Origin of the sequence: Pseudomonas sp. 382, from assembly GCF_002759075.1 — a bacterium.
Taxonomy (GTDB): domain Bacteria; phylum Pseudomonadota; class Gammaproteobacteria; order Pseudomonadales; family Pseudomonadaceae; genus Aquipseudomonas; species Aquipseudomonas vlassakiae.
In genome coordinates this window covers 1-24,741 of record NZ_PEMX01000049.1, presented here as the reverse complement: position 1 = coordinate 24,741, position 24,741 = coordinate 1, and the positions used below count along the sequence as shown (strand labels likewise).

Sequence of the window (24,741 nt, the reverse complement as noted above, 5' to 3'; positions counted from 1 at the left end):
GTCCGTATGACCAAGGGCGCAGACCGCCGCGTCGTGATGGCTGATGGCAGCCAGAAGCGCGGCTATCACGTTGAATTCAAGCGCGCCGGGCAGCCGGCCGGGGAGGGGGTGTGAGCCTATTCCAGTGCGAAGAATGTGGATGCCGCGATAACACCGCCACCAGCGGCTACTGGTTTCGCAACGACAAGGGAAACCCATGCCAAGGCCGCAAGCTGTGCGCGGCCTGTGACCCGAGCATCGGCAAGTGGCATGGCGTGTTCAGGCGTGAATACCTGCCCAAGGGCGAATTCTTCACCAACCGCCAAGGGAATCTTGAGCACAAGACCACCGGCAAGCTTTGCCACGAGTACCTGGCCGAGGAGAAGCACTGATGGACACCAACAAGATGCGCGAGCAGTTCGAAGCGAAATTTCCTGTCCCTTCTGGCATTGCTTGGGATGAAAGCCTTGGCATGTACAAGGTTGTCGATATTTGGAAGCTGGTGAGCACCCTGCAAATCGGCGAGCACAACTCCCGATGGCAAGGATGGCAGGCCTCCCGAGAGGCCGTGGTGGTTGAGCTGCCGAACCGAGCTGCTGAGGCCTACCGCGAAGAGTTCGACGACATGGAAGGCGGCAGCTTCAACGAGGCGGCCTACATCCGCGACGTGCGCAAGGCGATCGAGGCCCAGGGCCTGAAGGTGGCGCCATGAAGACCGCAATCACGTTGATCCTGCTGCTGGCCCTTTCCGGCTGCCAGGTCTGCTGTGACGCCCAGGGGGAGAGCTGCGGCGCGCGCTGCGAGGTGAAGCCATGACCATCGACATTTTCAGGAAAGACCTGATCGTTGAAGTACTGCACATGGGCGAAGGCGACGAGACATTCATCACAGCGATCAGCGGGCGAATCACCGTGGAGCGCCTGCAGGAGATCGAAAAACAGATGGCGGATGGGGAGGGCTTCGAGAAGGGTGCCGGATCTTATGTGTTCGACTGCGCTTACTTCCCAGGCCAGTACGGCGAGTTTGGCTACTGCGAACTGCCGCCGTGCTGGGAGCTGACCCCTATCGGTTTCGTATCCCTTGAGCAACTGGCCCTTGAAACGGCTGTGGAGGATGACGATGACTGACTTCGTGATGCACAGCATGGCCGACGCCAATCGTCTCTTCGGCATCCTGCAGGCCCAGGACTTCACCAAGCCCAAGCTGATCGTCATCCGCGACGAGAAGCGCCCGGACGTCTGCAACCGGAAGATGTGGGCCATGCTCCGCGACGTCTCCCAGCAGGTGGAGTGGTACGGCCGCAAGCTAACCGACGAGGATTGGAAGCACATCTTCAGCGCAGCGGTGCAGAAGCAGGATGCGGTCCCGGGTATCGACGGCGGCTTCGTCGTCCTGGGCGTATCGACCCGCAAGCAGTCGCAGAAGTGGTTCAGCGACCTGTTCGAAGTGATGCACGCCTTTGGCGCCGAGCATGGCGTGCGCTGGACTGAGCCGGATCGGTGGGGAGGGCGTTACTGATGCGCGTCGTATCCAAGAAGGTGCGCGAGAGCGCTCGCGGCCAGGACTGCACTGTCCGCATTCCAGGCATCTGCAACTTCAACCCGGACACTACCGTGCTGGCCCACCTGCCATGTGGGCAGAAGGGTATGGGCATGAAGGGCTTCGACACCGTGGCGGTATACGCCTGCAGCGCCTGCCACGACGTGCTTGATGGTCGGGGGAAGGGCGACGTGGACTGGTCCGACATGCCTCGGGCAATCGCTGAGACTCATGAGGCCCTGATCCGGGCCGGCATCTTGACCATCAAGGGGGCCGCATGACGGAACTGACGCTACCGTGGCCGCCGGCCGCATGCAGCCCGAACGCCCGGGTGCACTGGACCAGGAAGAGCAAGGCGGCCAAGTCCTACCGGGCAGCCTGCCACCTGCTGGCGAAGCAGGCCGGCATCAAAGCTCCGGAAGGTGAGGCGCTGCTGATGCTCGAGTTCGTGCTGCCGGATCGCCGCCGGCGCGACGACGACAATCTGCTGTCGATGTTCAAGGCTGGGCGTGACGGCCTGGCTGACGCCCTGGGCATCGACGACAACGTGTTCGTCACCCAGATCAGGGTGAGCAAGGAAACGATCAAGGGCGGCGCCGTGCGCGTCCGTATCCAGCCTCAGGAGGCAGCGGCATGACCTGGACAATCGCAGACACCGCCGGCGCGCTGCTGCTGGCCATGACCATCGCTTCCACCTGGTGCGTAGTGCGCGCCAAGGGCATCGAAACTCGTCGCAAGAAGGAGAACGGCCAATGCAGCTGAACAGTGCACGGCAAGCCTGGCATGACTGCCTGTACACGGCCTGGGACAGCCAGGGTTCATTCATCGAGCAGCTCGGCCTGCTGGGCGCCATGGTGCAGACCACCGAACGGCAGCGCCACGCTGGCCATGCCGCTCACCAGGTAATCGCGGGCGGTGTGCAGTCTGCAATCGACAAGCTCAAGCCGCACGTCAAGGCGTTTGGGCACTTCATGTACGCGCCGCGCCTCGACGTGGATGACAAGGAAACGGCAGAGGAGGTGGTCTTCCTCATGGTTCAGCAGCGTTCGCCTCGAATGACCGCGGTCAAGCGAGAAAAGCTCGAGTACGTGGTCAAGGGCGTCATGGCCCGGTACCGGTACATGCACCAAGGCGGACAGTCGGCCAACGACGATCCGCTGGAGTCGCCCGAGGGCTTCCGTGCGTGGATGGTCGCGCACTACGACGTCAAGCTTGAGTCGACCAACTGGGAGAGGGATTGGGCCGGATTCGTCCGCCTGGCCTTCGACTGCTGTGAGGATCTGGACAAGGAGGCACTGAGCCCGGTAGCCGCCGCAATCTACGAAATGAAAAGGGCCGCTTGAGGCCCTATTGCGTTCCCGTTCGGCTGGTGATACCGTATCGCCATTGTTACAGTTTTGCCTTTGGCAAACACCAATCAAAAGCCCGGCCAAGTGCTGGGCTTTTTTGTGCGCGCAAGAAACGCAACTGCAGCCAGGGCAGGCCCTAACGGGACAGCCTGGACACTGCTAGCCGGTAGTGTGGTGCACGGAAAAACACCGGCAGCCCGCGCACCCTGACCTCACATGCTTTCAGGGTGGCGCGTGACCGGATCGGCGAGACTGGTGCATTGGGGTGCCAGCGCTGCGATGGTCTTCGGCGGGCGGCGTGGGAAGACACGCAAATCAGCGGATGTAGCTCAATCGGTTAGAGCGCCGTCCTTCCAAGTCGGAGGCTCAGGGTTCGAGTCCCTGTATCCGCTCCATATTCGTTATGTGCTGCTCCGCACCTCTGCCCGGTCCCTCAATAGGGCCTCCCCTCCGGGCCTTTTCTTCTAGGAACCACTCATGGCCGAACCAGCAAGCACGACTGCCGGCGTCCTGCTGGTGAAGTACGGCGTGATCATTGGCGGCTTCGCAGGCGCGATCCTCTCGCTGACGTTCCTGCGCGGCCTCACCCGAGGCCAGGCTGTAGCAGCCTTCTTCACCGGCTTCGCTTCCGCGATCTTCTGCACCCCGCTAGCCATCAGCTACTTCAACCTCGGCACAAGCGGAGAAACCCAATACGGCGTGGCCTTTCTCATAGGCCTACTGGCAATGAACATCATCCCAGTCCTGAAGTCGGTGGTGAGTCAGTTCGGAGCCAAGGGGGCTACCTGATGAGCTCTACCCTGATCCAAGTCCTGATCGGTACGAATGCATTCCTTAGCGTCCTAGTGGTGATCGCTGCATGCGACTACCTGCGGCGCATCCGGCCCATGGATAGCCCGCTGCTGGCTGTCGCGTTCTACCTGGTCGCCATCGGCGCGTTCGGCTCGTTCGTGCTGGCCATGAGCGGCCATGTGCCCACCCTTTACGGCGTGATCCTCAAGGCGGGGATCGTCCTGTACGCAGTCGCCCGGCGAGGGCATGTGTTCCAGGCGGGATAGCGCGCCACAAAACAGACAAGTGCCATTTTGTGGCGCGAGGAAATCATATGGCGCTGACACCCAAACAGCAGCGCTTTGTCGATGAGTACCTGATCGACCTGAATGGAACGCAGGCTGCGATCCGTGCCGGGTATAGCGAGAGGACTGCCCGACAGATCGCTGACCAGAACATGTCAAAACTTGTCATCAAGACTGAGATACAGAAGCGCATGAAGTCGAGATCGGAGCGCACCGAGATCACCCAGGACATGGTGCTGCGAGAGCTGGCCAAGATCGGCTTCAGTGACATCCGCAAGGTAGTGCGCTGGGGCGAGACGATGGTTCGCATGGTCGACTCCGATGACGATGGCGCGGACGACATGGTTCCGTACCATGGCCTGGCCTTGATCGATTCGACCGAGGTAGACGATGACACTGCTGCCGCCATTGCTGAAGTATCCCAAGGTCGTGACGGCCTGAAGGTCAAGCTGCACGACAAGAAGGGCGCCCTGGTCGATATCGGGCGCCACCTCGGCATGTTCAAGGACAAGGTAGAGATGAGCGGGCCCAACGGTGCGCCGCTCCTTGCCGCCACGCTTTCAGATGATCAGCTGGAGAGGCTGGCAAGGAAGATCAACGACGAGGTGTAGCGATGACCGCCGCAGCAGAAGAGCGCTATGCGGCGATCCAGCTTGCTCGGGCTGACTTCTACTTCTTCTCCCGCTGGATGTTCCTGCAGCGCAAGGGCTTCAAGTGGATGCGCGCGCCGCATCACAAGATGGTCTGCGATGCGCTGATGCGTGTTTTCCGTGGCGAGTGCAAGCGGCTGGTGATCAACATCCCGCCGCGCTACTCCAAGACGGAACTGGCGGTGATCAACTGGATGTCCTGGTGCCTGGGCAAGGTTCCCGACGCCGAGTTCATCCATACTAGCTACGCGGCCCAGCTGGCATCGAACAACGCATGGCAGGCCCGCGAGATGGTCGCCCATGAGGCGTACCGCGAGATCTTCCCTGAAACGCAGCTGCGCTCGGACAGTTCGGCCAAACATGAATGGCGGACTACCCAGAACGGCATCGTTTACGCGACCGGCTCAGGCGGCACCATCACCGGCTACGGCGCTGGCAAGCACAGACCGGGCTTTGGCGGCGCGATCATCATCGACGACCCACACAAGGCCGACGAAGCGAACAGCGACGTGATCCGCCAGGGTGTGCTGGACTGGTTCCAGAACACACTTGAGTCGCGAAAGAACGACCCGCACAACACGCCTATCATCGTGATCATGCAGCGCCTGCACGAGAAGGACCTGGCCGGGTGGCTGCTGGGTCGCGGCAACGGCGAGGAATGGGAGCTGCTGTCCCTGTCTGCACTAGATGAGGCCACCGGGCAGCCACTGTGGCCCGAAAAGCACACGGTCGAGATGCTCGAAAAGATGCGAGCAGCCAACCCCTACGTGTTCTCCGGCCAGTACCAGCAGCGGCCCAGTCCGCTCGGTGGCGGGATCATCAAGGGCGCCTGGATGCAGCGCTACAAGCAGCTGCCGGTGCTCAACTATCGCAAAATCTTCGCGGATACCGCGCAGAAAACCAAGGAACACAACGACTACAGCGTCTTCGAATGCTGGGGTCAGGGCGAGGATGGAAAGGCCTACCTGCTGGACATGATCCGCGGTAAGTGGGAAGCGCCAGAGCTTAAGCGGCGTGCCGTGGAGTTCTGGAACAAGCACCTTGCCTTCGATACCCACCAGTTCGGTTCACTCCGGGCAATGGCGGTCGAGGACAAGGCCAGCGGTACCGGCCTGATTCAAGACATCCGTCTCACCTGCAGCATCCCGATCCTCCCAATCGAGCGCCAGAAGGACAAGTTGACGCGCGTGCTCGACGTTGTCGGGTACATCGAGGCCGGCAGGGTTTGCATCCCAGAAGACGCGCCATTCACCAGTGACTTCGTTGCTGAGTGCGAGGCATTCACCCCGAACGACACTCATGCGCACGACGACCAGATCGATCCGATGTGCGATGCAATCAACGACATGGTTGCCTCGGGCAACGCCATCGAAGTCTGGAGAAGGTTGGCAGGATGAGCAAACGACATCAGACCAAGGCGCGAGCCGCGAAGGTTATCGCCGCGACCGATGCCGCCCGCAAGTCGTTCATGACTGGCGACAGCTTCGAGAACTTCGCCGCGCGCGTCGGGCTCCAGGCGAATAACCAGAACGCAGCGTCGCAGTACACCTTCGACCTGGTCAGCCGCAACCGCGTGCAGATGGAGGCGGTGTATCGCTCCAGCTGGATCGCCGGCATGGCGGTCGACCTGGTGGCCCAGGACATGACCCGGGCCGGCATCGAGATCGTCTCGGACATGGAGCCCGAGGAAAAGGACAAGCTGAACCAGGCCATGGAGCGCCTGCAGATCTGGAACCAGCTCAGCGACAACGTGAAGTGGTCCCGGCTCTACGGTGGCTCCATCGCCGTGATGCTGATCGATGGGCAGAACGTCAGCACCCCGCTCAGACTGGATTCCATTGCCAAGGGCCAATTCAAGGGCCTGCTGGTCCTCGATCGCTGGCTGATTCAGCCGTCGCTGGAGAACCTGGTCACCGAGTACGGACCGCACCTGGGCAAGCCCAAGTACTACACCGTCGTGGCCGACGCCCAAGCGCTGGTCAACCAGAAGATTCACTACTCCCGGGTCATCCGGCTGGAAGGCGTGCCGCTCCCATACTGGCAGCGCATTGCCGAAAACGGATGGGGCCAGTCGGTGCTGGAACGCCTGTGGGATCGCCTGATCGCGTTCGACAGCACCAGTGCCGGCACTGCCCAGCTGGTCTACAAGGCCCACCTGCGTACCTACAAGGTCGAGAAGCTCCGCGAGCTAATCGCCATGGGCGGCAAGGCCTTCGAAGCGTTCGTGAAGCAGATGGACCTGATCCGCCTGTACCAGTCGAACGAAGGCATGACGGTTATGGATGCCTCGGACGAGTTCGAGGCGCACCAGTACAGCTTCTCTGGCCTGGCTGAGGTGCTTCTGAGCTTCGGTGAGCAGATCTCGGGCGCCCTGCAGATTCCGCTGGTTCGCCTGTTCGGCCAGTCGCCGGGCGGCATGAACAGCACGGGCGACAGCGACCTGCGCACCTACTACGACAACGTGGCCGCCTGGCAGGACCGCGACCTTCGCCCGGGCGTGACCACGCTGCTGGAGGTGATTGCGCGCTCGGTGCTGGGCAAGCCCATGGAAGACGGCTGGGACTTCAAGTTCAACCCGCTGTGGCAGCTCACCGACACCGAGAAGGCCGAGATCGGCGCCAAGGACACCAACTCGGTGGTCCAGGCGTTCGATTCCGGCATTGTCAGCCGCGTGACTGCCCTGAAGGAGCTGCGCCAGTCCAGCCAAACCACCGGCCTCTGGTCGAACATCACCGACGAGGACATCAAGGAGGCGGAGAACGACCCGCCACCTGGTGTCGAGGGCCTGGAGCTGCCGAATGCGCACCCTGGACAAGAAGAAGCGCCGAAACCCGGTGAGAACGAGCCGGGCGGAGCGAGAGTACCAGCGTAGCCTCACCCAAGTGGCCCGACAGGTAGGCGCGATCATCAACGGCTTTCCGCCAGGTGATCCCGCCGCCGACCCGACCATCACGCAGATGCTGCGCCGGTATTCGGACCTGCTCAATGACTGGGCGGTATCTACGGCCAGCCGGATGATCGCCGACGTCAACCAGCAGGACCGCAAGGCTTGGGCTGAGCGGTCGGCGGAGATGTCCAAGGCCCTGCGCGACGAGATCCTCAATGCTGATACAGGGGCTGCAATGCGCGGCCTGCTGGCGGAACAGGTGACGCTCATCAAGAGCATCCCCACTGAGGCCGCCCAGCGCGTGCATGACCTGACCCTCAAGGGCATCGAGGACGGCACCAGGGCCGGCGAGATCGCCAAGGAGATCAGGCGCTCAGGCGAGGTGGCCGAGAGCCGTGCACAGCTGATCGCACGGACCGAGGTGTCCCGCACCGCTGCCACCCTCACCGAGGCGCGCGCCAAGGCGACCGGCAGCACCGGCTACATCTGGCGCACATCCCACGACGGCGACGTGCGTTCCTCGCACAAGGCCATGGAGGGGAAATTTGTGCTCTGGAGCGACCCGCCAACGCTCGACAAGCTGACCGGCCATGCCGGATGCCTACCCAATTGCAGGTGCTGGCCTGAGCCAGTAATTCCCGAATAACAGCCGCCCTGTGGCGGCTTTCTTGCGAGCTAAGCCATGGAACCCGTGACACAGATCTTCACTGTGCAGATCAAGCTGCGCTGGTGGGCGAAGCCGTTTCTGTTGGCAATGAACATCCCACTCATCTGCCTCGGGATGAGTCCTCGGGTTCCCGCCTGGGCATTCAGTGTCGGCGATATGGTTCGGGAGGATGTCAGCGATGGCGCACGCCAGAACTATTGATGAGGCCGGGCGCTGTTTCGCGCCTGAGCGCTTGAGCGCCCGGCAGAGCGTTACCCCTGAAGGGTTTCTGCTGTGCGAGGCCGTACCCATCGCCCGCATCGGCACGCTGCTCTACGACGAGAGCGAGCTGGTCAACGAAGACGGCCCGCTGATCGAGGGCGGCTCTGGCGGCCTGGTCACCATCGAGCGGAACGCCGACGAGGTCTTCCGGCCAGAGACCATCGCCAGCTTCGAGGGAAAGCCGGTCACCCTGGCCCACCCCGAAGACTTCGTGAATCCCAGCAACTGGCGCGAGCTGAGCATGGGGATCACCCAGAACGTCCGCCGCGGCGACGGGGTCGAGAACGACCTGATGTTGGCAGACCTGCTGATCACCGACGCCAGGGCCATCGAGGACGTGCGCAACGGACTTCGGCAAGTGTCCTGCGGCTATGACGCCGAATACGAACAACTGGCAGTCGGTCGCGGCCGCCAGACCAACATCGTGGGCAACCACGTAGCACTGGTAGAGCGAGGCCGCTGTGGTCCGCGATGCGCAATCGGAGACTCCGACACCATGAGCAAGAAACAGAAACGCAGCTTCGCCGATCGCATCCGCGCGGCGTTCATGTCCAAGGATGCCGAAGCGGCCGAGGCCCTGGCCAAGGAAGCGGAAACCGCCGACGAGGAAGAGGAAGAAGAGGACAAGGGCAAAGCCAAGACCGGCGACGCCGCAACCCTCGATGCCATCCTGAAGACCGTCAATGCCCTCGGCGCCCGCGTCGGCGACATGGAAGGCAAGATGGACGAGCTGACCAAGGACGACGACGAGGAAGACGAGACCCAGACCACCGACACGGTCCTGGAAGCCGAGCAGGCAGCTTCGAACCCGTCGGCCACCGGCACCACCTACACCGGCGACGCCGCCCTTCTGACCGACCTACGATCCCGCGCCGAGATCCTCGCCCCGGGCATCACCTTCGCCACCCGCGACGCCAAGGTGAAGACCGCCGACCACATCTGCGCCTGCCAGCGCCAGGCTCTGGGCAAGGCCATGGACACCGAGGGCGGCAAGGCCATCGTCGAGCCGTTCCTGATGGGCCGAGCGCTGGACCAAATGACCCCGGACCAGGTGTTCGCCGCGTTCACCGGGGCCAGTGAGCTGGCCAAGCTGAGCAACAACAGCCAGGGCACGCGCACCTCGACCACCACCAAGGACTTTGGCCGCACCCGGTCGATCTCCGACATCAACGCCGCCAACAAACACTTCTGGAACAAGTAAGGGGATCCCCGATGAGCAACGCATTTCTCTACCGCATGCCGGCGGGTATCCCTGGCGATGTGACCCGTGCCAGCCAGTCCACCATCGAGCCGGTCATGCTGAACCCGTCCCTGCCGTTCGCCGGCTTCGGCCTGTTCGGCAAGATCGTCAGTGACAAGTTCGTGCCGTTCGGTGCCGGTGATACCGCTGGTGCCGAGTACGGCCTGCTGGTCCGCCCGTACCCAACCACTGGTGGCTCGGGCTCCGACCCGCTGGGCACCTCGACCCCTCCGACCAAGGGTGTGGCTGATGTCCTGCGCCGCGGCTACATGACCGTGAAGCTGAACGCCGGCACCGCCGCCAAAGACGGCACCGTTTACGTGCGTGTGGCTGCTGCTGCGGCCGGCAAGCCCATCGGCGGTATCGAAGCGGCGGCCGACAGCACCAATACCGTGGCCATCACCTCCGCAACCTTCATGGGCGCTGCCGATGCATCTGGCAACGTCGAAATCGCCTACAACATCTAAGGGGAACGCTAGATGAGCAATCTGATTCTGCCGCGCTCGATCAAGCGCGCCCACACCCGCGACGGCATGATGACCTTCGACGCGGCCACCATTGACTCCACCGGCGTCTTCCTGATCGGCGAACTGGAGCGCCTTGACCAGAACCTGCACGGCCCACTGGCCTCGGTAACCTGGTCCCGCGACATCATGCTGCGCGAAGACGTTTCCATCGCCGACGAGATGTCCAGCTTCACCAACAGCACCTTTGCTGCGGTCGGCGGCACCAGCCCTACAGGCAAGGCCTGGATCGGCAAGGATTCCAGCTCGATCGCCTCGCTGGCCCTGGACATCGGCAAGACCGCCAGCCCGCTGACCCTGTGGGGCATGGAACTGTCGTGGACCCTGCCTGAACTGGCCTCTGCCCAGCAGCTGGGCCGCCCGGTCGACTCGCAGAAGTTCACCGGCATGCAGCTCAAGCACAACATGGACATCGACGAGATGGTCTATGTGGGCGACTCTGACCTGAGCGTCACTGGCCTGGTCAATGCCGCTTCGGTCACCAACGTCAGCAACGCCATCACCGGCAGCTGGGCAACCGCCACCCCGGCGCAGATCCTGGCCGACGTGAACGACCTGCTGAACAGCGTATGGGCAGCCTCTGGCTTCGCCATCTGCCCGCGCGAACTGCGCCTGCCGCCAGTGGCGTACAGCCAGCTGGTGAGCCGCATCGTCTCCGACGCCGGCAACATCTCTGTGCTGGAGTTCCTGCGCGTCAACAGCCTGTCGAACTCCATCAACGGCACCCCGCTGAACATTCAGCCGCTGAAGTGGCTGACCAACCGCGGTGTCAGCAACGCCAACCGCATGATGGCGTACACCAACGAGCAGGACCGCGTCCGCTTCCCGATGGTGCCGCTGCAGCGTACCCCACTGGAATACCGTGGCATCCGCCAGATCACCACCTACTACGGCCGCCTGGGCGTGGTGGAAGTGGTCTACCCGGAAACCATCGGCTACCGTGACGGCATCTGAGGGCTTCATCATGGCAAAGCGCAATGTGATCAAGCCCTTCAAGCTGAACACCGCTGACGGTGTGATCGACTTCGCGGCCGGCACCCAGGTGATCGACGACAAGTATGTCGATCACTGGTTTGTCCAAGCCCACCTGGAGCCCGAGGTCGTCGATGAAAGCGAAGAGGAGGAGAAGAAGCGCCTCATCGCTGAACTGGCAGCCAAGGGCATCAACGTCGGCGGCAACATCAAACTCGAAACCCTGCGCGAGCGAGTGGCCAAGGCCAACGCTGACGCCTGATACAGGACAGGACCATGGATGCAGCCAAGTTCCGCGAGGACTTCCCCGAGTTTTCCGATACCACCAAGTACCCGGATTCGGCGGTGAATCTCTGGATGAGCTTGGCCATCAATGTCCTGCCGCCTGATCGGTGGTGCGATTACCTCAACATCGGCATCGAGCTGTTCGTGGCTCACAACCTGACCGTCGCCGCCGGCAACCAGCAGACCGCTGCAGCTGGTGGCGCTGGTGGCCAAGTGAAGGGGCCGGTGAACAGCAAGTCGGTGGACAAGGTCAGCGTCGGCTACGACAGCGGCGCGGTATCGCTGGAGGATGGCGGGTTCTTCAACCTGACCAGCTACGGCATCCAGCTGCTGCAGCTGGCGCGCTTGATCGGCACCGGAGGGTTCCAGATATGAGCCTGAAAGTGACCAAGGACAACGTCGCACAGGTGCTGCACGCCATCCAGAAGCTTGCCGGCCAGGAGGTTCTGGTCGGCATCCCTTCGACTGAAGCCGAACGCAATGATGACGAGGCAGGCGCCCCGCTCAACAACGCGCAGATCGGGTACATCCATGAATACGGCTCGCCCAAGGCTAATATCCCGGCGCGACCCTTCTTGGAGCCTGGGGTTGAGGAGCAGCGAGCCAGCATCACCAACCACCTGCAGACAGCGGCAAAGGCTGCGCTGAATGGCCAGGGCGAAAAGGTGGAATTGTCGCTGAATGCGGCCGGCCTGATCGCCTCGACCGGGGCGCGCAACAAGCTCAACTCTGGCGAGTTCGCACCTCTATCACCCAGCACCATCCGCAACCGGCACAAGAGCCGTGGCACCAAGTCAATGCGCGCTTCTGAAAAGCGCTATTTGGATCTGGTCGCTTCGGGCTCATCGCCTGAGCAGGCCCAGGAAGAGGCCGGCATTCAACCGCTGGTCAACACCGGCCAGCTACGCAACTCCATCACGTACGTCATCAGGCGTAAGGAATAATTCATGGCCCTGCTCGATGTCACAGAGGTCCTGCTTGATCCGGACTTCATGGACATGGGCCTGGTCTGTAAGCGCTCAACCCAAACCGTCGGCGACAATGGCCGCGCTACCAACGCGCAGTCATCGACGACATTCGCCGGCGTAGTCACCAGTGACAAAGGTGACATCCTCGAGCGCATTGCCGGCGGCGAGCGCAAGAAAGGCTCCATCACCATTCACACCATGTTCCGGCTCACGGCCGGCGACGGCGACGAGATCATCGCTGATGTCGTGACCTGGCAGGGGCGGGATTACACCGTAGCCAACGTCAACAACTACAGCCACTTCGGGCGCGGATTCGTCGCAGCCTCCTGCGACCTTCTACCCCTGTCGGGATAAACCATGGCGAATACCTCAGCAACCGGCGGGTACCTGACGCCGGATAGCAGTCCCGTGCCCGGTGATGAGGCGCTGGAAGACCTGCTTCAGCCAATGGTGTCCGGGATAACCGGCATCCCAGGCAAGTACGTCCGGCCGCGTTGGCAGCCAGGTAACCCCAAGCAGCCAGAGCCTGACGTGAACTGGTGCGCCATTGGCGTGATGTCCACGAAGCAGGACGCCAACCCGGCGCTTGAGCATGGGGGCGGCGGCGAAGGATCTGACCAGTACCAGCGGCATCAGGAAATCGTTCTGCTGGCCACGTTTTACGGGCCAGATGCCCAGGCCTTCGGCCAACTGCTCAGCGATGGCATGTATGTCGCGCAGAACAGCGAGGCCATGAAGGCCAGAGACATGTCCTTCATCGAGGCCGGAGACCTCATCGCCGCTCCTGAGCTCATCAACCAGCAGTGGGTCAGGCGTTACGACCTGCGCATCCGGCTCCGCCGCAAGATCACCCGCACCTACCCGGTGCTTAACATTCTGTCCGCCGAAGCCACGGTCATTACCGGCTGACCATTCCAGGAGAATTCAATGCCTACTCTTGCCGTTTCGGACGTCGTCAACGTCCAGGTTGTCATGTCTCCCAAGGCAGCCGCGACCCGTGATTTCGGTTCCCTGCTGATCCTCGGCGCATCTGGCACAATCGACACCAGTGAGCGTATCCGCCAATACTCGTCGCTTACCGCTGTGGCCACTGACTTTGGCACAACTGCGCCCGAATACCTGGCCGCCAGTTTGTTCTTCAGTCAGTCCCCGCAACCGGCGATCCTCTACATCGGCCGTTGGGCCAAAGCTGCGACATCTGCCAGGCTCAATGGCGGCCTGCTGTCGACCGCACAGCAGGCGATGTCGAACTTCACCAGCATCACCACCGGCTCGATGAAAATCACTGTCGACGGCACGGTGAAGACCTTGTCGGCGCTGAACTTCAGCGCTGCGGCAAACCTGAATGCCGTAGCCTCGATCATTACCACTGCACTGGCCGGGGCTACTTGCGTGTGGAATGCCAACTTCTCGCGCTTCGAGATCACCAGCCCGACTACCGGAGCAACGTCGACACTTTCCTACGCAAGTTCCACCGGCACCGGCACTGACGTTTCTGAGCTGCTTGGCCTGGTTACCGGTGTAGCTTCGGCCCCAGTGAACGGAATCGTGGCCGAAACTCTGCTGGCTTGTGTTACCGCGCTGGCCGCCCAGTCTGCCGATTGGTACGGCCTTCTGGTCGCTGATACTAGCCCGGCCGATGCCGACCTGATCGGCGTGGCTGGATTCATCGAGGGCGCAGCGCCATCGCGAATTTTCGGTGTCACCACCCAAAATCCTTTGTCGCTGGACGGTACCAGCACTACCGATATCGCCTCGAAGCTCAAGGCAGCCCAGTACAAGCGCACCTTCAGCCAGTACTCGAGTTCCAGCGCCTACGCCGCCGCATCGATCTTCGGCCGGGCCTTCACCGTGAATTTCCAGGGCAACAACACCACCATCACGCTCAAGTTCAAGCAAGAGCCTGGCGTGACCGCCGAGGGCCTGAACAGCACTCAGGCCGCAGCCCTGAAGGCGAAGAACTGCAACGTGTTCGTGAAGTACGACAACGACACCGCGATCATTCAAGAAGGTGTGATGGCCAACGGGTACTTCTTCGACGAAGTGCACGGCCTGGACTGGCTGCAGGATGACGTGCAGACCGCCGTTTACAACCTGCTCTACACCAGCACCACCAAGATTCCGCAGACCGATGCCGGTATCAACCGCATCGTCTGTACGGTCAACGACCGGCTTGAGCAGGCCGTCAACAACGGTCTGGTAGCGCCAGGGCAGTGGAATGGCCCGGCATTCGGCGCTCTGACTTCCGGCCAGTTCCTGTCGACCGGCTACTACTCCTACGCCCCGCCGGTTTCCACTCAGTCCCAGGCGGACCGTGAGGCACGCAAGGCCCCAGTCATCCAGTCGGCGATAAAGCTGGCCGGTGCCGTCCACTTCGTCGACGTCATCATCGACGTCAACCGCTGATCGGAGCTGATCACCCATGGCAACCTATTCGTTTCTCGACGTAAACGCCACGCTGGTGGGCGCTGGCGCTGTTATCGACCTCGGCTCTGGCTCGGCCAATGCCGAGGAGGGCATCTCGATTGTCGCGGCCAACGACAAGAACACCATGACCATCGGCGCGGACGGCGAGGGCATGCACTCGCTGCACGCCGACAAGTCCGGCCAGGTCACGGTACGCCTGCTGAAGACCTCGCCCAAGAACGCCCAGCTGATGGCGCTCTACGACGCCCAGTCGCTGAGTTCGTCCCTCTGGGGGCAAAACCTCATCACCATCACCAACTCGTCGAGCGGCGACACCACGGTAGCCCGGTCCTGCGCCTTCAAAAAACGCCCGGACCTGAACTACCGGAAAGACGGCGATATCGTCGAATGGGTATTCGACTCCGTGAAAATTGACGGGATCCTGGGGACCTACTGATGAGCGAATTTGACCTAAACGGCATCACCTACCGGATAGGCAAGCTGTCGGTCTTCGACCAATGGCACCTGTCGCGCAAGGTAGCGCCGATCATCCCGACCCTGATCCCGGTGTTCGTGAAGCTGCAGAAGTCCGGTGGCGGCAACCCGCTGAGCCGAGATCTGACAGGCATGGCTGAGCTGATCACCCCTTTTGCCGAGGGGATCGCCAACATGGACAACGAGTCGTCGGAGTTCATCCTGTCGAAATGCCTGGGTGTCATCCAGCGCAAGCAGGGCGACTCGTGGGCGCCTATCTGGAGCAGCCGGGGCTCTGTGTGCATGTTCGATGACATCGACCTGGGCGCCATGATCCAGATGTGCTTCAGGGTCATCAAAGAGTCGCTCGGCCCTTTTTTCAAAGGGATGCTTTCCGGGCAGAGCACACCCCAGGGCTGAGCATCGAGCTTGCCCATCTTCCAGGTGATGAGGACTGGCTGCTGCTCCCCGTGATGGAGGGCATGTGCCGGTACGAATCACTGCTCGACGGCACCCTTGATCTGGCTGACATCGCCAAGATGAACGACGCGCTGCTGGTTCGCGCTGAAAACAAAGAGCGCGTGCGCCTCGCCGCGGAGAGAAAGTAATGGCCGATCAGGATGTCATGAAGGAATTCCTTGTCTCCCTTGGCTTCAAGGTCGACAAGCAAGGTATGAAGTCCTTCACCGATGGCGTGGATGGCGCTACCCGGGGTGTGAAGAACCTGGTGACCGCCATCACTGGCGCCTCGCTGGCGGTAGCGGCCGGGGTTTCGGCATTCGCTTCGAACCTTGAGGGCTTGTACTTCGCCTCGCAGCGGGTCGGCGCCTCGGCTACCAGCATCAAGTCGGCCGAGTATGCGGCGCGTGATCTTGGCGCTTCGGCGTCCGAGGCGCGCGGGTCGCTGGAATCCATGGCCCGCTTCCTGCGCGAGAACCCGGGCGGCGAGAGCTTCCTGGAAGGCATTGGCGTGCAGACGCGGGATGCCAACGGCGAGCTTCGCGACACTGCCGACCTAATGGTTGGCCTGGGCAATCGCCTGCGCAGCATGCCGTGGTACCAGGCCAAGCAGTACGCCGGCATTTTCGGTATCGACGACAATACGCTGCGCGCAATCGTCAGCGGCGAGTTCGGCAGGAAGCTGGAGGAGAACCGTAAGCGCCTGGCAGGCAGCGGGCTGGACCAGGCCACCAAGGATGCCCATGTGTTCATGGAGCAGCTGCGGGGCGTGGGATTGCAGTTCGAATCGCTGTCCATTCAGGTGCAGGCCGCGCTCATGCACCGGCTCGGTCCAGAGCTGGAGAAATTCTCCGCCTGGTTCGAGAAGAACGGTCCGATGATCGCCGATCGCATCGTCGATGTGACAGAGAAGGTCATTCAGTTCGGCCAGGAATCCGAGCCCTATCTGAAGGCGATCTACCAGTTCTTCGTCGACCTGGACCGGGCCACGGATGGCTGGAGCACCAAGATAATCGTCCTGCTTGGGCTGATGCGGGCACTGGGGATGACCTCGGTCGTCACTGGTGTGCTCAACTTGGCAGCTGCCTTCGTGAAGCTTGGCGCAGGCATAGGCTCGGCGGCAACTGCTGCTGCAGCTCCGGCGCTGACTTCCTTGCTGGGCGTGACAGCCGCCGGGGCAGGCGCGTTGCTCTATTCCTCATCCCTGAATGAAGGGGAAGACGAGGCAGTCAGGGCGCGCCGCAATGCCGAGGATGAGGCCGCTGGCGATCTGCACGGTGGCTCTGACATGGCAGCTCGCGTGTCTCGATTCTTCGAGTCGCTCGGCTGGAGCAGTGACCAGGCCGCCGGCATCGCGGCCAATCTCTCGGCCGAGTCGAGCTTCGACCCGAACGCTGTTGGAGATGGTGGCAAGGCCTATGGCGTTGCCCAGTGGCATCCTGACCGGCAGGAAGAATTCCGCAAGTGGGCGGGCAAGGATATCCGCCAATCGACGCTGGAAGACCAGCTGCGCTTCGTTCATCACGAGCTGACGCAGGGCAACGAGAAAAGGGCCGGTGACCTCCTGCGCCTGGCCGAGTCCTCTGGGCAGGCGGGCGGCATTGTCTCGCGCTACTACGAGCGCCCTGCGGACAAGGAAGGCGAGGCTGCCAAGCGTGCGGCGGCGGCGGAGCGAATCGCAGCGAATGTGCAGCGTCCGATCTCCATCGTGATGAATACTGAAGAGCAGGCCGACTTCGACCATGAGCGGATATCCGCAGAGGCAGATAACAACGAGCCCCTCGCTGACAAGATGTCGGCGGATATTGATCGTCCAATCTCACTTGTGATGAGCGGCGAAGAACAGGCTGACTTCGATAGCGCTAGGAGTGAGGCTGAGGCCGAAGATTTCGCCCACGCGCTTCGGTCTGCCCATGCAAAGCTGTCTGATGATGCGGAGAGCACTGCTAACTCCCTGATTCGGGCAGCCGAAAATACTGCTTCGGTAAACGTAGCGACTCCGAGCTATTACGGACAGTTCGTTAATCCTTCAGCGGAATCATCTCGCAGTAATCCCGCCTCCAGCGTGAGCCAGAGCAACACCATCAACGTCTATGGCGCTACCGATCCGAACGCCACAGCCACTGCGGTCAGTGGTGCACAGAGGCAGGTGAACCAGGACCTTATGCGAAACCTCAGCAGCCCGGTGAATTGACATGCCCAACTTTGCAGGCTTCATCACGATCGATGCGAAACGCTCGATCGATAGCATCGTTGCGCATGTCACCCTAGAGGAGGTTGGTACCGACGAACTGCAGATCACGGACCATCCGGTCGAGCAGGGTGCCGAGATAACCGACCACGCCTACAAGAAAAACCCCGAGGTGGTGATCCGGTGTGGTTGGAGCAACGCCAGCCTGGCCGGAGTTATCGACAGCGCCAAGGGGCTGTTTTCCGCCTTGACGGGCGGCGATGCGTTCGGCTCTGACTATGTGTCGGGCATCTATAACCAGCTCCTTGCCCTGCAGCAGTCCCGGCAGCCGTTCGATGTGTCCACCGGAAAGCGCATCTACCCCAACATGCTGATGCGCAGCCTGACCCAGACCACCGACCCCACCAGCGAATACACGCTGATGGTCACGGCGGTGTTCCGGCAGGTACTGATCGTCAGCACGGCGGCAACCACGCTGCCGCCGCGAGACGACCAGGCATCGCCGGCAGACACAGCAGAAACCCAAAGCATGGGCGACAAGCAGGTCGCTCAGTCATACCCGGCCCCTGGCGGCTGGCAGCCGCCGAATGGGTGACAAATGGCCAACTTCGAAATACCGCTCACGCCCACTCCGCAGCGTTTCAGCATCACGCTGTCTGGTGTTCAGTACCGCCTGGCGGTTGTCTGGCGGAATGCCGAGCAAGGCGGGTGGGTGCTGGATATCGCGGACTTGAACGGCAACCCGATCATCCAGGGAATCCCCCTGGTGACCGGTGCCAACCTACTTGAGCAGTACGAATACCTTGGCCTGGGCGGCGTGCTCTGGTGCCAGACAACTGACAACCCGGATGCGGTGCCGACCTTCGAAAATCTCGGCGTCGGCTCGCATCTCTACTGGTGGACAGCTGACTGAGGGTGGACATGAGCATTCCGCAATACTTGCGCCAGATCAGCCTCAAGATCGGCAGCGACACCGAGGCTATCGACCTTTCCGAGCTGCGCATTCGCTTTTCGGTTCGCCGCGGCACAATCAGCACGCCGAACACCGCAGACATCCGGGTGTACAACGTCAGCGCCGCTACGGCGCGGAAGGCCCAGCTGAAAGAGTTCGGGCGGGTCGTACTCATGGCAGGGTACGCCGGCAACTACGGGGTGATTTTCGACGGCACCATCAAGCAGGTGCGTCGCGGGCGCGAGAGCCAGACCGACACCTACCTGGACATCACGGCTGCCGACGGCGACAGCGCCTACAACTGGTCGGTGATTAACATGTCGCTGGCGGCCGGGTCGACGGCCCAGGATCACCTGAAGTCTGCCGTTCAGGCAATGGAGGGGCGCGGCGTGACCATGGGCGACAGCGGGACGCTATCCACCAACAAGCTGCCGCGGGGCAAGGTGATGTTCGGCCTGACCCGTGATGTACTGGACAACCTCGGGCGTACCCAGGATGTGAGCTGGAGTATCCAGGACGGCAAAATGACGCTGATCCCTAACACCGCCTACCTACCCGGTGACGCTATCGTGGTGAACTACCAGACTGGCATGGTTGGGCTGCCGGAGCAGACTCAGAACGGCGTCAATGTGCGGATGCTGCTGAACCCGAGCGTGAAGATTGGGCGGTTATTGAAGATCGACAACGAAAGCATCCAGAAACTCAGGCTGAGCCCTGCGCCGCTTGATGAAGCGCAGAACCGCCTGTTGCTTGAGCAGATATCGCTGGCCGCCGACGGCGTCTACAAAACGCTCATCGCTGACCACCATGGCGATACGCGGGGGAATGAGTGGTACACCGATGTGATCTGCGTCTCTGTGGATGCCACGGTGTTCAACGCCCTGCTCAGGAACAGCGCTACACCAGGCGCCATTGCCGAGCCTGGCGCGGTCAAGCCCTACGGCTGATTCCGCTTCTTGTAGATAGACTTCTTCACTACACCGTTTCCGTCTTTGTCGATGCTGGTCACGACGTAAGCTTCTTCGTAGCCGCTCCTCGTCAGGCCGTTCTCGAACACGATAGTGACCCCTCCGCCGATCAGTCGTCCCCAGCAAGCCTTCATTGGAATGGCGATAGTGGTGGTGCTGTATTCGCGCATGTGCTGCGCATTCACCAGGGGGAGCTGGCAAGGGCGGTCCTCATACAGCACCTGGCTGACGCTGCGCGCGTTGAACCTGTCGCCCACGTACTGGTGGCCGTCGCCGGGCTCTACCAGGACGGTCTCAGCCATCGCCGGGCCTGCCGCTATCAACAGCGCCGCCGCCAACATCCTCATCATGGTGATTCTCCTTGAACGTAATCGAGAGACTCGACGACCCGCTGTCGATGCTAGTGGCTGCGCAGCGCTCCGCCCAGTCGAAATTGTGGACTGCACTCCCAGGGATAATCCAGTCCTTCAGCGAACAGGCGATGACATGCGTGGTGCAGCCAGCCATTCAGGCCTTCGTGACCACGGATAACGGGGCGCAGGTGCTTACCACGCTGCCCCTGCTATTGGACTGCCCAGTGCAGTTCCCGGCCGGTGGCGGCTGCACGCTGACCTTCCCGGTGGATGCCGGCGACGAATGCCTGGTGGTGTTCTCCTCCCGCTGCATCGATTCCTGGTGGCAGTCGGGCGGCATCCAGGCCCAGGCCGAGCTGCGCATGCACGATCTGTCCGATGGCTTCGCGCTGCTGGGCTTCCGGTCGCAGCCGCGAGTGATCGGCAACATCAGCCTACAGGCCGTCCAGCTGCGCAGCGACGACGGCGCCGCCTTTGTTGAGGTCAACCCCAGCACCCACGCGATAAACGCCACAACGACCGGCCCCATGGCGCTCACAGCCCCCTTGGTGACCATCAACGGGAACGTGCAGGTGAATGGCCGGGTGGATACAACGGGCGACGTGAAGGCCGGCACCATCAGCTTGCAGACTCACAAAACTAGCCAGGTCACCTCTGGCACTGGAACCAGCGGGGTGCCTATCCCATGAGGTATCGCAAGCTCGACGCCAACGGCGACTACACCTTCGGCAGCCAGCAGGCCGACTTCTACAAGGACAACCCCGACGCCGTGGCCCAGGCAGTCATGACGCGCCTGCGCCTCAACAAGGGCGAGTGGTTCATCGATACCGCCGACGGCACGCCCTGGAACACTGAGGTGCTTGGCGAGCGGACCGCCGCGACGCGCGACGCCGCGATCAAGAAGCGAATCCTCGGCACGCCGGGCGTGGCGCAGATCGACAGCTACGACAGCTCAGTCAACCCGGAAACACGCCGATTCACCGTGACGGCAACCATCACCACCGCCTACGGGCAGACCTCCATCAGCGAGACACTATAAATGGCGTCGTCAACTGCACCGGTCATCACTGCAACAGGGATCTCGGCGCCCACCTATGCCGAAGTCCTGGCCTTTCTCCAGACCCAGTACCAGTCCATCTATGGGGCTGACGTGTACCTGGGCAGCGATTCGCAGGATGGTCAGTTCCTCGGCGTGATTGCCCTGGCCATCAGCGATGCCAATGCTGCGACCATCGCCGCCTATCTGTCGTTCTCGCCAACCACTGCTCAAGGCGCTGGGCTGTCGAGCAACGTCAAAATCAACGGCATCAAGCGATCGTCCTTTAGCTATTCGACCTGCGATGTTCTCGTAGTCGGCCAGGCCGGTACGGTCATCACGAATGGCGTTGCTGAGGATCAGGCGAGTAACAAGTGGGCCCTCCCTGCGTCCGTGACCATTCCTCCAGCCGGCCAGATCACCGTTACCGCGACCTGCGCAACGCCAGGGGCCATCACGGCATCGCCCGGGCAGATCGATAAGATCGCCACGCCGACGCGGGGCTGGCAGTCGGTCACCAACTCCGGGTCGGCTGCAGTCGGCGCGCCGATCGAGACTGATTCGGCCCTGCGTCAGCGGCAGAAGACCTCCACGGCGCTGCCGTCGCGCACGGTCCTTGAAGGCACGATTGGCGCAGTCGCCAACGTATCCGGGGTCACTCGGTACGCGGCGGTGGACAATGACACCAACGTGACAGACGCCAATGGCATACCGGCACACACCATGGCGATCATTGCCGAGGGCGGCGATGCAACGGCTATTGCCCAGGCCATTGCCGCCAAGAAAGGGCCGGGCGGTGGCACCTACGGGACCACCTCTGTGACGGTGCTGAACGTCTATAACATGCCGATCACCATCAACTTCTTCCGCCCTACCTACCGCGCTGTGACGGCAGCTGTGAGCATCAAGGCCCTTGCCGGATACACCACAGCCATCGGCGCCGCGCTGCAACAGGCTGTGTCCGACTACGTGAACCAGGTCGCTATAGGGGGAGGAGCAAGCGGAACCGTGGAATGGGCCGACGCATTGACGGCGGCCAACAGCATTCCCGGCAGCACCACATTCAAGCTGACCGCGCTGACTTTTTCCGGGCCTGGCGGCTCTGGCACACCAGATTTGCCCTTGGCATTCAACCAGGCGGCAACCTGCACGCCTGCAAGCGTTGTCCTAACGGTGACCTGACATGCAAGACATCAAGGATTACACGGGGAAGATCACTAGCGAGCACTCCGACAAGCCGAAGTACATGGCCATGGTCGAGGCTGTCTCGCAGTGCTTTCTGGACGCCAATCAGGTGGCGGCTGGTCTATCAGATGATTTCGACCTGGACCTGGCAAATGACGCCCAGCTTGATGACGTGGGCCTATGGGTCGGGGTCTCACGACGAATCCCGACGCCTTTGACCAACGTCTATTTCTCGCTCGATACCGCAGGCCTCGGTTTCGATGAGGGGGCTTGGAAAGGGCCGTTTGACCCAGACAACGGCATCACCGTACTGGACAACGAAACGTACCGCTCGCTGATCCGGGCAAAGATTGGCGCGAACCACTGGGACGGAACCCTAGAACAGTCAAAAGAAGTTCTTGACCTGGTGTTCAGTGGCGACACGTATGCCTTCATCCAAGACAACCAGGACATGACCATCTCAATCGGACTGACTGGAAATCCGCCCAGCGCGATCGAGTGGGCCCTTATCACTGGTGGCTACATCACGCCTAAGCCACAGAGCGTCGACGTCAAATATTACTACTCAGCTTCAACGAGCGGCCCGCTATTTGGCTTCGATGTTTCCAACCAATACATTGCCGGCTTCGATCAAGGAAGCTGGAGCAACGTCTATTCCTAAGAGGTATCTATGGCGACGAATGATTTTCTGCCGTTCGGTGGGGCCGCAGGCGCGAACGTAATGACTCAGGCGAGTTACGCCGCGCTGGCGGCTCGCACGGCTGGCTTCTCCTCGGGAACGGCAATTTCCTCGCAGCTGAATAAGGTGTGGCGTCAATCGTCCATCATATCGGCCGCAGTAGCACAGATGATTTCTGACAATACCGGCCTTGATGTACTGGATGATGGAACTATTGCCACGATAGTAGCTAACCTGAAAACAGCTACCAGTGGCCGGCTGCTCAACACCCAGATTTTCGCCACACCCGGCACGTTCACCTACACCCCGACGCCAGGTACGCGGAAAGTCAGAGTCCGCGTTATTGGAGGCGGTGGTGGTGGTGGCGGATGCGCTGCGACGACGGCAAGTAACGCGGCTCCCGGTGCGGGAGGTAGTGGTGGCGGCTATTCGGAGTCGACACTTACATCAGGCTTTTCTGGCGTATCGATAGTTGTAGGAGTTGGCGGTTCAGCAGGAGCCGCTGGTGCCAACAATGGCGGAAATGGCGGCGGATCGTCGTTTGGCGCGATCCTTTCGGCAACAGGAGGAGGAGGAGGCCAGGGTGCTGTCGCGGTAGCGAGTCCGTATTCTACAGGCTCAGATCCTTCCGGAGTTGGTACAGGGGGATCAATCAATGCTCAGGGTACTGGCGGTTCCCCATCGATCCTCACCACTATTCAAAACTATCAATCCGGCGTGGGCGGTGGATCCTCATTTGGTGGTGGTGCCAGTCAGCGACGCTATAGCGACCAGGGCCCAGGGCGACAAGGTGTTGGGCCAGGAGCAGGTGGATCGGGAGCAGCCTCTGGCGGTTCCACAACTACTGCCGCGCTGGCTGGCGGCGCTGGAGCCCCGGGCATTGTTATTGTCGAGGAGTACTTCTGATGCCGATTTATGCTCGAATCGAAGATTGCAGGGTGATGGAATTATTAGAGACTGATGGCGACATAACGCAGATGTTCCATCCGTCGCTGGTCTGGATTGAAGTTCCTCAAGATGTGCCTGCGACGCAGGGTTGGGAATGCGTCGAAGGAGAGTTCTCTGCTCCCGCACCTATCGTTCCAACCGATGAGGAATTGAAGGCTGCAGCTTTGGCGACCCGTAACCGTCTGCTGGCCGCAGCAGATGAAGCTACCGCTGGCATGGCTGACGCCTATATCGCAGGCCTTCTGAGTGCGGAGGATACAGAGACGTTCAAGTCGTTCGCAGCCTACAAGCTTGCGCTAAACAAAGTTGATAGGCAGCCAGGCTATCCAATCGATATAAACTGGCCTGATAGCCCGTAGGAGTTTTGGTCCACCAAGGGATTGGTGGGATGGCGCCGATCATTACTATGATTGTATAATTCCAAGCAGGAATTTGGCGCTTGGGTGCCAGTCCCTACCGAGGAGAATCTGTTGAGCATGTTGTTGGTCAGTGAGTGGCTAATGTAGCTTGAGGATTCTAGTATAAAGGCGAAGTGCTCACCCGGAAATGGTTATGCAGGGAACTAAGGATGGTCTGAAGTAGCCATGCATTTCCGGCTGACTTCAGCCTCCGCCGATTTTGAAAGCGGCAAACCGATCAAAAACGATCAGATAACCAGCTCATTTCGGTGTTTCTAGCCGCCGAGAACACCTC

At 61.4% G+C, this 24,741-nt stretch carries 38 protein-coding genes and 1 tRNA gene; 38 read left to right on the top strand and 1 reads right to left on the bottom strand.

All coding sequences use genetic code 11. The features are described from left to right. Nucleotides 1–110 precede the first annotated feature (110 nt). The 32 genes from CQW31_RS28840 to CQW31_RS28695 all read left to right on the top strand — a co-directional run bounded on the left by CQW31_RS28840 (nucleotide 111) and on the right by CQW31_RS28695 (nucleotide 19,826). Nucleotides 111–371, top strand: coding sequence for a hypothetical protein (locus CQW31_RS28840; protein WP_099816009.1), 261 nt, complete (start codon nucleotides 111–113; stop codon nucleotides 369–371). Further along, nucleotides 371–691 (top strand): hypothetical protein, encoded by a 321-nt coding sequence (locus CQW31_RS28835; RefSeq protein WP_099816008.1) that lies wholly within the window; start codon nucleotides 371–373, stop codon nucleotides 689–691. Before CQW31_RS28840 ends, CQW31_RS28835 begins: the two co-directional genes overlap by 1 nt. A 100-nt stretch (nucleotides 692–791) precedes the next feature. Next, nucleotides 792–1,106, top strand: a complete 315-nt coding sequence (locus tag CQW31_RS28830; RefSeq protein WP_099816007.1) for a hypothetical protein — start codon at nucleotides 792–794, stop codon at nucleotides 1,104–1,106. Continuing rightward, on the top strand, nucleotides 1,099–1,497 hold the full coding sequence (locus tag CQW31_RS28825; protein ID WP_099816006.1) for a recombination protein NinB: 399 nt from the start codon (nucleotides 1,099–1,101) through the stop codon (nucleotides 1,495–1,497). Before CQW31_RS28830 ends, CQW31_RS28825 begins: the two co-directional genes overlap by 8 nt. Beyond that, complete coding sequence (locus CQW31_RS28820; RefSeq protein ID WP_099816005.1) at nucleotides 1,497–1,799, top strand: nuclease domain-containing protein; 303 nt, start codon at nucleotides 1,497–1,499, stop codon at nucleotides 1,797–1,799. The genes CQW31_RS28825 and CQW31_RS28820 overlap by 1 nt, the downstream gene beginning before the upstream one ends. Beyond that, nucleotides 1,796–2,155 (top strand): endodeoxyribonuclease RusA, encoded by a 360-nt coding sequence (locus CQW31_RS28815; RefSeq protein ID WP_099816004.1) that lies wholly within the window; start codon nucleotides 1,796–1,798, stop codon nucleotides 2,153–2,155. The genes CQW31_RS28820 and CQW31_RS28815 overlap by 4 nt, the downstream gene beginning before the upstream one ends. Beyond that, nucleotides 2,152–2,280: a hypothetical protein gene (locus CQW31_RS31885; protein WP_256587453.1), complete on the top strand. Its 129-nt coding sequence runs from the start codon at nucleotides 2,152–2,154 to the stop codon at nucleotides 2,278–2,280. The genes CQW31_RS28815 and CQW31_RS31885 overlap by 4 nt, the downstream gene beginning before the upstream one ends. Then, a complete protein-coding gene (locus CQW31_RS28810) occupies nucleotides 2,271–2,861 on the top strand; it encodes a hypothetical protein (RefSeq protein ID WP_054883619.1) in 591 nt (196 codons plus the stop codon). The genes CQW31_RS31885 and CQW31_RS28810 overlap by 10 nt, the downstream gene beginning before the upstream one ends. Before the next feature lie 324 nt (nucleotides 2,862–3,185). Further along, nucleotides 3,186–3,262, top strand: a tRNA-Gly gene (locus CQW31_RS28805). Nucleotides 3,263–3,344: 82 nt separating this feature from the next. Next, complete coding sequence (locus tag CQW31_RS28800) at nucleotides 3,345–3,656, top strand: peptidase M48, Ste24p (RefSeq protein ID WP_099816003.1); 312 nt, start codon at nucleotides 3,345–3,347, stop codon at nucleotides 3,654–3,656. After that, nucleotides 3,656–3,925 carry a hypothetical protein gene (locus CQW31_RS28795; RefSeq protein WP_099816002.1) on the top strand — a complete coding sequence of 90 codons (270 nt, stop codon included), beginning with the start codon at nucleotides 3,656–3,658 and terminating at the stop codon, nucleotides 3,923–3,925. The genes CQW31_RS28800 and CQW31_RS28795 overlap by 1 nt, the downstream gene beginning before the upstream one ends. Before the next feature lie 47 nt (nucleotides 3,926–3,972). After that, entirely contained in the window at nucleotides 3,973–4,554 is a 582-nt protein-coding gene (locus CQW31_RS28790; RefSeq protein ID WP_099816001.1) for a terminase small subunit, read from the top strand. Nucleotides 4,555–4,556: 2 nt separating this feature from the next. Continuing rightward, nucleotides 4,557–5,990: a phage terminase large subunit gene (terL, locus tag CQW31_RS28785; RefSeq protein ID WP_099816000.1), complete on the top strand. Its 1,434-nt coding sequence runs from the start codon at nucleotides 4,557–4,559 to the stop codon at nucleotides 5,988–5,990. Beyond that, nucleotides 5,987–7,465: a DUF1073 domain-containing protein gene (locus CQW31_RS28780; protein ID WP_256587452.1), complete on the top strand. Its 1,479-nt coding sequence runs from the start codon at nucleotides 5,987–5,989 to the stop codon at nucleotides 7,463–7,465. Before terL ends, CQW31_RS28780 begins: the two co-directional genes overlap by 4 nt. After that, on the top strand, nucleotides 7,392–8,126 hold the full coding sequence (locus CQW31_RS28775; RefSeq protein WP_099815999.1) for a phage minor head protein: 735 nt from the start codon (nucleotides 7,392–7,394) through the stop codon (nucleotides 8,124–8,126). The genes CQW31_RS28780 and CQW31_RS28775 overlap by 74 nt, the downstream gene beginning before the upstream one ends. Nucleotides 8,127–8,162: 36 nt before the next feature. After that, entirely contained in the window at nucleotides 8,163–8,348 is a 186-nt protein-coding gene (locus CQW31_RS28770; RefSeq protein ID WP_099815998.1) for a hypothetical protein, read from the top strand. Then, nucleotides 8,326–9,609, top strand: a complete 1,284-nt coding sequence (locus CQW31_RS28765) for a DUF2213 domain-containing protein (protein ID WP_099815997.1) — start codon at nucleotides 8,326–8,328, stop codon at nucleotides 9,607–9,609. Before CQW31_RS28770 ends, CQW31_RS28765 begins: the two co-directional genes overlap by 23 nt. Before the next feature lie 11 nt (nucleotides 9,610–9,620). Then, nucleotides 9,621–10,115 (top strand): hypothetical protein, encoded by a 495-nt coding sequence (locus tag CQW31_RS28760; RefSeq protein ID WP_099815996.1) that lies wholly within the window; start codon nucleotides 9,621–9,623, stop codon nucleotides 10,113–10,115. Between the two features lie 12 nt (nucleotides 10,116–10,127). Continuing rightward, nucleotides 10,128–11,126 (top strand): DUF2184 domain-containing protein, encoded by a 999-nt coding sequence (locus CQW31_RS28755; RefSeq protein ID WP_099815995.1) that lies wholly within the window; start codon nucleotides 10,128–10,130, stop codon nucleotides 11,124–11,126. Nucleotides 11,127–11,136: 10 nt separating this feature from the next. Next, nucleotides 11,137–11,406, top strand: a complete 270-nt coding sequence (locus CQW31_RS28750) for a hypothetical protein (protein WP_099815994.1) — start codon at nucleotides 11,137–11,139, stop codon at nucleotides 11,404–11,406. A gap of 14 nt (nucleotides 11,407–11,420) precedes the next feature. Further along, a complete protein-coding gene (locus tag CQW31_RS28745) occupies nucleotides 11,421–11,804 on the top strand; it encodes a DUF4054 domain-containing protein (protein ID WP_099815993.1) in 384 nt (127 codons plus the stop codon). Continuing rightward, nucleotides 11,801–12,373, top strand: coding sequence for a hypothetical protein (locus CQW31_RS28740; protein WP_099815992.1), 573 nt, complete (start codon nucleotides 11,801–11,803; stop codon nucleotides 12,371–12,373). The genes CQW31_RS28745 and CQW31_RS28740 overlap by 4 nt, the downstream gene beginning before the upstream one ends. A 3-nt stretch (nucleotides 12,374–12,376) precedes the next feature. Next, on the top strand, nucleotides 12,377–12,751 hold the full coding sequence (locus CQW31_RS28735) for a hypothetical protein (protein ID WP_099815991.1): 375 nt from the start codon (nucleotides 12,377–12,379) through the stop codon (nucleotides 12,749–12,751). A gap of 3 nt (nucleotides 12,752–12,754) precedes the next feature. Continuing rightward, on the top strand, nucleotides 12,755–13,306 hold the full coding sequence (locus CQW31_RS28730; RefSeq protein ID WP_099815990.1) for a hypothetical protein: 552 nt from the start codon (nucleotides 12,755–12,757) through the stop codon (nucleotides 13,304–13,306). A gap of 18 nt (nucleotides 13,307–13,324) precedes the next feature. Beyond that, nucleotides 13,325–14,803: a DUF3383 domain-containing protein gene (locus CQW31_RS28725; RefSeq protein ID WP_099815989.1), complete on the top strand. Its 1,479-nt coding sequence runs from the start codon at nucleotides 13,325–13,327 to the stop codon at nucleotides 14,801–14,803. Nucleotides 14,804–14,819: 16 nt separating this feature from the next. After that, nucleotides 14,820–15,260 (top strand): phage protein, encoded by a 441-nt coding sequence (locus CQW31_RS28720; RefSeq protein WP_099815988.1) that lies wholly within the window; start codon nucleotides 14,820–14,822, stop codon nucleotides 15,258–15,260. Beyond that, nucleotides 15,260–15,697 (top strand): phage tail assembly chaperone, encoded by a 438-nt coding sequence (locus tag CQW31_RS28715; protein ID WP_099815987.1) that lies wholly within the window; start codon nucleotides 15,260–15,262, stop codon nucleotides 15,695–15,697. Before CQW31_RS28720 ends, CQW31_RS28715 begins: the two co-directional genes overlap by 1 nt. A 62-nt stretch (nucleotides 15,698–15,759) precedes the next feature. Then, the gene (locus CQW31_RS31880; RefSeq protein WP_256587451.1) at nucleotides 15,760–15,885 is read left to right on the top strand and encodes a hypothetical protein; all 126 of its coding nucleotides are present in this window, start codon (nucleotides 15,760–15,762) and stop codon (nucleotides 15,883–15,885) included. Next, nucleotides 15,885–17,930 carry a phage tail tip lysozyme gene (locus tag CQW31_RS28710; protein WP_099815986.1) on the top strand — a complete coding sequence of 682 codons (2,046 nt, stop codon included), beginning with the start codon at nucleotides 15,885–15,887 and terminating at the stop codon, nucleotides 17,928–17,930. Before CQW31_RS31880 ends, CQW31_RS28710 begins: the two co-directional genes overlap by 1 nt. Nucleotide 17,931: 1 nt before the next feature. Next, nucleotides 17,932–18,522: a phage baseplate protein gene (locus CQW31_RS28705; protein WP_099815985.1), complete on the top strand. Its 591-nt coding sequence runs from the start codon at nucleotides 17,932–17,934 to the stop codon at nucleotides 18,520–18,522. 3 nt (nucleotides 18,523–18,525) lie between these two features. After that, nucleotides 18,526–18,840 (top strand): hypothetical protein, encoded by a 315-nt coding sequence (locus tag CQW31_RS28700; protein ID WP_099815984.1) that lies wholly within the window; start codon nucleotides 18,526–18,528, stop codon nucleotides 18,838–18,840. A gap of 8 nt (nucleotides 18,841–18,848) precedes the next feature. Continuing rightward, nucleotides 18,849–19,826: a hypothetical protein gene (locus tag CQW31_RS28695; RefSeq protein ID WP_099815983.1), complete on the top strand. Its 978-nt coding sequence runs from the start codon at nucleotides 18,849–18,851 to the stop codon at nucleotides 19,824–19,826. Here CQW31_RS28695 and CQW31_RS28690 read toward each other — a convergent pair. Then, nucleotides 19,817–20,197 (bottom strand): hypothetical protein, encoded by a 381-nt coding sequence (locus CQW31_RS28690; protein WP_099815982.1) that lies wholly within the window; start codon nucleotides 20,195–20,197, stop codon nucleotides 19,817–19,819. The two genes, CQW31_RS28695 and CQW31_RS28690, sit on opposite strands and share 10 nt — an antisense overlap. 11 nt (nucleotides 20,198–20,208) lie before the next feature. Here CQW31_RS28690 and CQW31_RS28685 point away from each other — a divergent pair, with 11 nt between their 5' ends. The 6 genes from CQW31_RS28685 to CQW31_RS28660 are packed head-to-tail and all read left to right on the top strand — an operon-like array spanning nucleotide 20,209 to nucleotide 24,407. Continuing rightward, entirely contained in the window at nucleotides 20,209–20,889 is a 681-nt protein-coding gene (locus tag CQW31_RS28685) for a Gp138 family membrane-puncturing spike protein (protein ID WP_158238192.1), read from the top strand. After that, nucleotides 20,886–21,239: a hypothetical protein gene (locus CQW31_RS28680; protein WP_099815981.1), complete on the top strand. Its 354-nt coding sequence runs from the start codon at nucleotides 20,886–20,888 to the stop codon at nucleotides 21,237–21,239. Before CQW31_RS28685 ends, CQW31_RS28680 begins: the two co-directional genes overlap by 4 nt. After that, a complete protein-coding gene (locus tag CQW31_RS28675; RefSeq protein ID WP_099815980.1) occupies nucleotides 21,240–22,418 on the top strand; it encodes a baseplate J/gp47 family protein in 1,179 nt (392 codons plus the stop codon). It begins immediately after the preceding gene. Nucleotide 22,419: 1 nt separating this feature from the next. Further along, the gene (locus CQW31_RS28670) at nucleotides 22,420–23,082 is read left to right on the top strand and encodes a DUF2612 domain-containing protein (protein ID WP_099815979.1); all 663 of its coding nucleotides are present in this window, start codon (nucleotides 22,420–22,422) and stop codon (nucleotides 23,080–23,082) included. A 9-nt stretch (nucleotides 23,083–23,091) separates the two neighbouring features. After that, the gene (locus CQW31_RS28665; RefSeq protein ID WP_099815978.1) at nucleotides 23,092–24,006 is read left to right on the top strand and encodes a hypothetical protein; all 915 of its coding nucleotides are present in this window, start codon (nucleotides 23,092–23,094) and stop codon (nucleotides 24,004–24,006) included. After that, complete coding sequence (locus tag CQW31_RS28660) at nucleotides 24,006–24,407, top strand: tail fiber assembly protein (protein ID WP_099815977.1); 402 nt, start codon at nucleotides 24,006–24,008, stop codon at nucleotides 24,405–24,407. The genes CQW31_RS28665 and CQW31_RS28660 overlap by 1 nt, the downstream gene beginning before the upstream one ends. Nucleotides 24,408–24,741 lie beyond the last annotated feature (334 nt).

Excerpts from the sequence above, each read along its gene's own strand:
- CQW31_RS28835 (WP_099816008.1), top strand. The coding sequence starts at position 371 with ATGGACACCAACAAGATGCGCGAGCAGTTCGAAGCGAAATTTCCTGTC.
- CQW31_RS28830 (WP_099816007.1), top strand. The coding sequence starts at position 792 with ATGACCATCGACATTTTCAGGAAAGACCTGATCGTTGAAGTACTGCAC.
- CQW31_RS28825 (WP_099816006.1), top strand. The coding sequence starts at position 1,099 with ATGACTGACTTCGTGATGCACAGCATGGCCGACGCCAATCGTCTCTTC.
- CQW31_RS28820 (WP_099816005.1), top strand. The coding sequence starts at position 1,497 with ATGCGCGTCGTATCCAAGAAGGTGCGCGAGAGCGCTCGCGGCCAGGAC.
- CQW31_RS28815 (WP_099816004.1), top strand. The coding sequence starts at position 1,796 with ATGACGGAACTGACGCTACCGTGGCCGCCGGCCGCATGCAGCCCGAAC.
- CQW31_RS31885 (WP_256587453.1), top strand. The coding sequence starts at position 2,152 with ATGACCTGGACAATCGCAGACACCGCCGGCGCGCTGCTGCTGGCCATG.
- CQW31_RS28810 (WP_054883619.1), top strand. The coding sequence starts at position 2,271 with ATGCAGCTGAACAGTGCACGGCAAGCCTGGCATGACTGCCTGTACACG.
- CQW31_RS28800 (WP_099816003.1), top strand. The coding sequence starts at position 3,345 with ATGGCCGAACCAGCAAGCACGACTGCCGGCGTCCTGCTGGTGAAGTAC.
- CQW31_RS28795 (WP_099816002.1), top strand. The coding sequence starts at position 3,656 with ATGAGCTCTACCCTGATCCAAGTCCTGATCGGTACGAATGCATTCCTT.
- CQW31_RS28790 (WP_099816001.1), top strand. The coding sequence starts at position 3,973 with ATGGCGCTGACACCCAAACAGCAGCGCTTTGTCGATGAGTACCTGATC.
- terL (WP_099816000.1), top strand. The coding sequence starts at position 4,557 with ATGACCGCCGCAGCAGAAGAGCGCTATGCGGCGATCCAGCTTGCTCGG.
- CQW31_RS28780 (WP_256587452.1), top strand. The coding sequence starts at position 5,987 with ATGAGCAAACGACATCAGACCAAGGCGCGAGCCGCGAAGGTTATCGCC.
- CQW31_RS28775 (WP_099815999.1), top strand. The coding sequence starts at position 7,392 with ATGCGCACCCTGGACAAGAAGAAGCGCCGAAACCCGGTGAGAACGAGC.
- CQW31_RS28770 (WP_099815998.1), top strand. The coding sequence starts at position 8,163 with ATGGAACCCGTGACACAGATCTTCACTGTGCAGATCAAGCTGCGCTGG.
- CQW31_RS28765 (WP_099815997.1), top strand. The coding sequence starts at position 8,326 with ATGGCGCACGCCAGAACTATTGATGAGGCCGGGCGCTGTTTCGCGCCT.
- CQW31_RS28760 (WP_099815996.1), top strand. The coding sequence starts at position 9,621 with ATGAGCAACGCATTTCTCTACCGCATGCCGGCGGGTATCCCTGGCGAT.
- CQW31_RS28755 (WP_099815995.1), top strand. The coding sequence starts at position 10,128 with ATGAGCAATCTGATTCTGCCGCGCTCGATCAAGCGCGCCCACACCCGC.
- CQW31_RS28750 (WP_099815994.1), top strand. The coding sequence starts at position 11,137 with ATGGCAAAGCGCAATGTGATCAAGCCCTTCAAGCTGAACACCGCTGAC.
- CQW31_RS28745 (WP_099815993.1), top strand. The coding sequence starts at position 11,421 with ATGGATGCAGCCAAGTTCCGCGAGGACTTCCCCGAGTTTTCCGATACC.
- CQW31_RS28740 (WP_099815992.1), top strand. The coding sequence starts at position 11,801 with ATGAGCCTGAAAGTGACCAAGGACAACGTCGCACAGGTGCTGCACGCC.
- CQW31_RS28735 (WP_099815991.1), top strand. The coding sequence starts at position 12,377 with ATGGCCCTGCTCGATGTCACAGAGGTCCTGCTTGATCCGGACTTCATG.
- CQW31_RS28730 (WP_099815990.1), top strand. The coding sequence starts at position 12,755 with ATGGCGAATACCTCAGCAACCGGCGGGTACCTGACGCCGGATAGCAGT.
- CQW31_RS28725 (WP_099815989.1), top strand. The coding sequence starts at position 13,325 with ATGCCTACTCTTGCCGTTTCGGACGTCGTCAACGTCCAGGTTGTCATG.
- CQW31_RS28720 (WP_099815988.1), top strand. The coding sequence starts at position 14,820 with ATGGCAACCTATTCGTTTCTCGACGTAAACGCCACGCTGGTGGGCGCT.
- CQW31_RS28715 (WP_099815987.1), top strand. The coding sequence starts at position 15,260 with ATGAGCGAATTTGACCTAAACGGCATCACCTACCGGATAGGCAAGCTG.
- CQW31_RS31880 (WP_256587451.1), top strand. The coding sequence starts at position 15,760 with ATGTGCCGGTACGAATCACTGCTCGACGGCACCCTTGATCTGGCTGAC.
- CQW31_RS28710 (WP_099815986.1), top strand. The coding sequence starts at position 15,885 with ATGGCCGATCAGGATGTCATGAAGGAATTCCTTGTCTCCCTTGGCTTC.
- CQW31_RS28705 (WP_099815985.1), top strand. The coding sequence starts at position 17,932 with ATGCCCAACTTTGCAGGCTTCATCACGATCGATGCGAAACGCTCGATC.
- CQW31_RS28700 (WP_099815984.1), top strand. The coding sequence starts at position 18,526 with ATGGCCAACTTCGAAATACCGCTCACGCCCACTCCGCAGCGTTTCAGC.
- CQW31_RS28695 (WP_099815983.1), top strand. The coding sequence starts at position 18,849 with ATGAGCATTCCGCAATACTTGCGCCAGATCAGCCTCAAGATCGGCAGC.
- CQW31_RS28690 (WP_099815982.1), bottom strand. The coding sequence starts at position 20,197 with ATGATGAGGATGTTGGCGGCGGCGCTGTTGATAGCGGCAGGCCCGGCG.
- CQW31_RS28680 (WP_099815981.1), top strand. The coding sequence starts at position 20,886 with ATGAGGTATCGCAAGCTCGACGCCAACGGCGACTACACCTTCGGCAGC.
- CQW31_RS28675 (WP_099815980.1), top strand. The coding sequence starts at position 21,240 with ATGGCGTCGTCAACTGCACCGGTCATCACTGCAACAGGGATCTCGGCG.
- CQW31_RS28670 (WP_099815979.1), top strand. The coding sequence starts at position 22,420 with ATGCAAGACATCAAGGATTACACGGGGAAGATCACTAGCGAGCACTCC.
- CQW31_RS28665 (WP_099815978.1), top strand. The coding sequence starts at position 23,092 with ATGGCGACGAATGATTTTCTGCCGTTCGGTGGGGCCGCAGGCGCGAAC.
- CQW31_RS28660 (WP_099815977.1), top strand. The coding sequence starts at position 24,006 with ATGCCGATTTATGCTCGAATCGAAGATTGCAGGGTGATGGAATTATTA.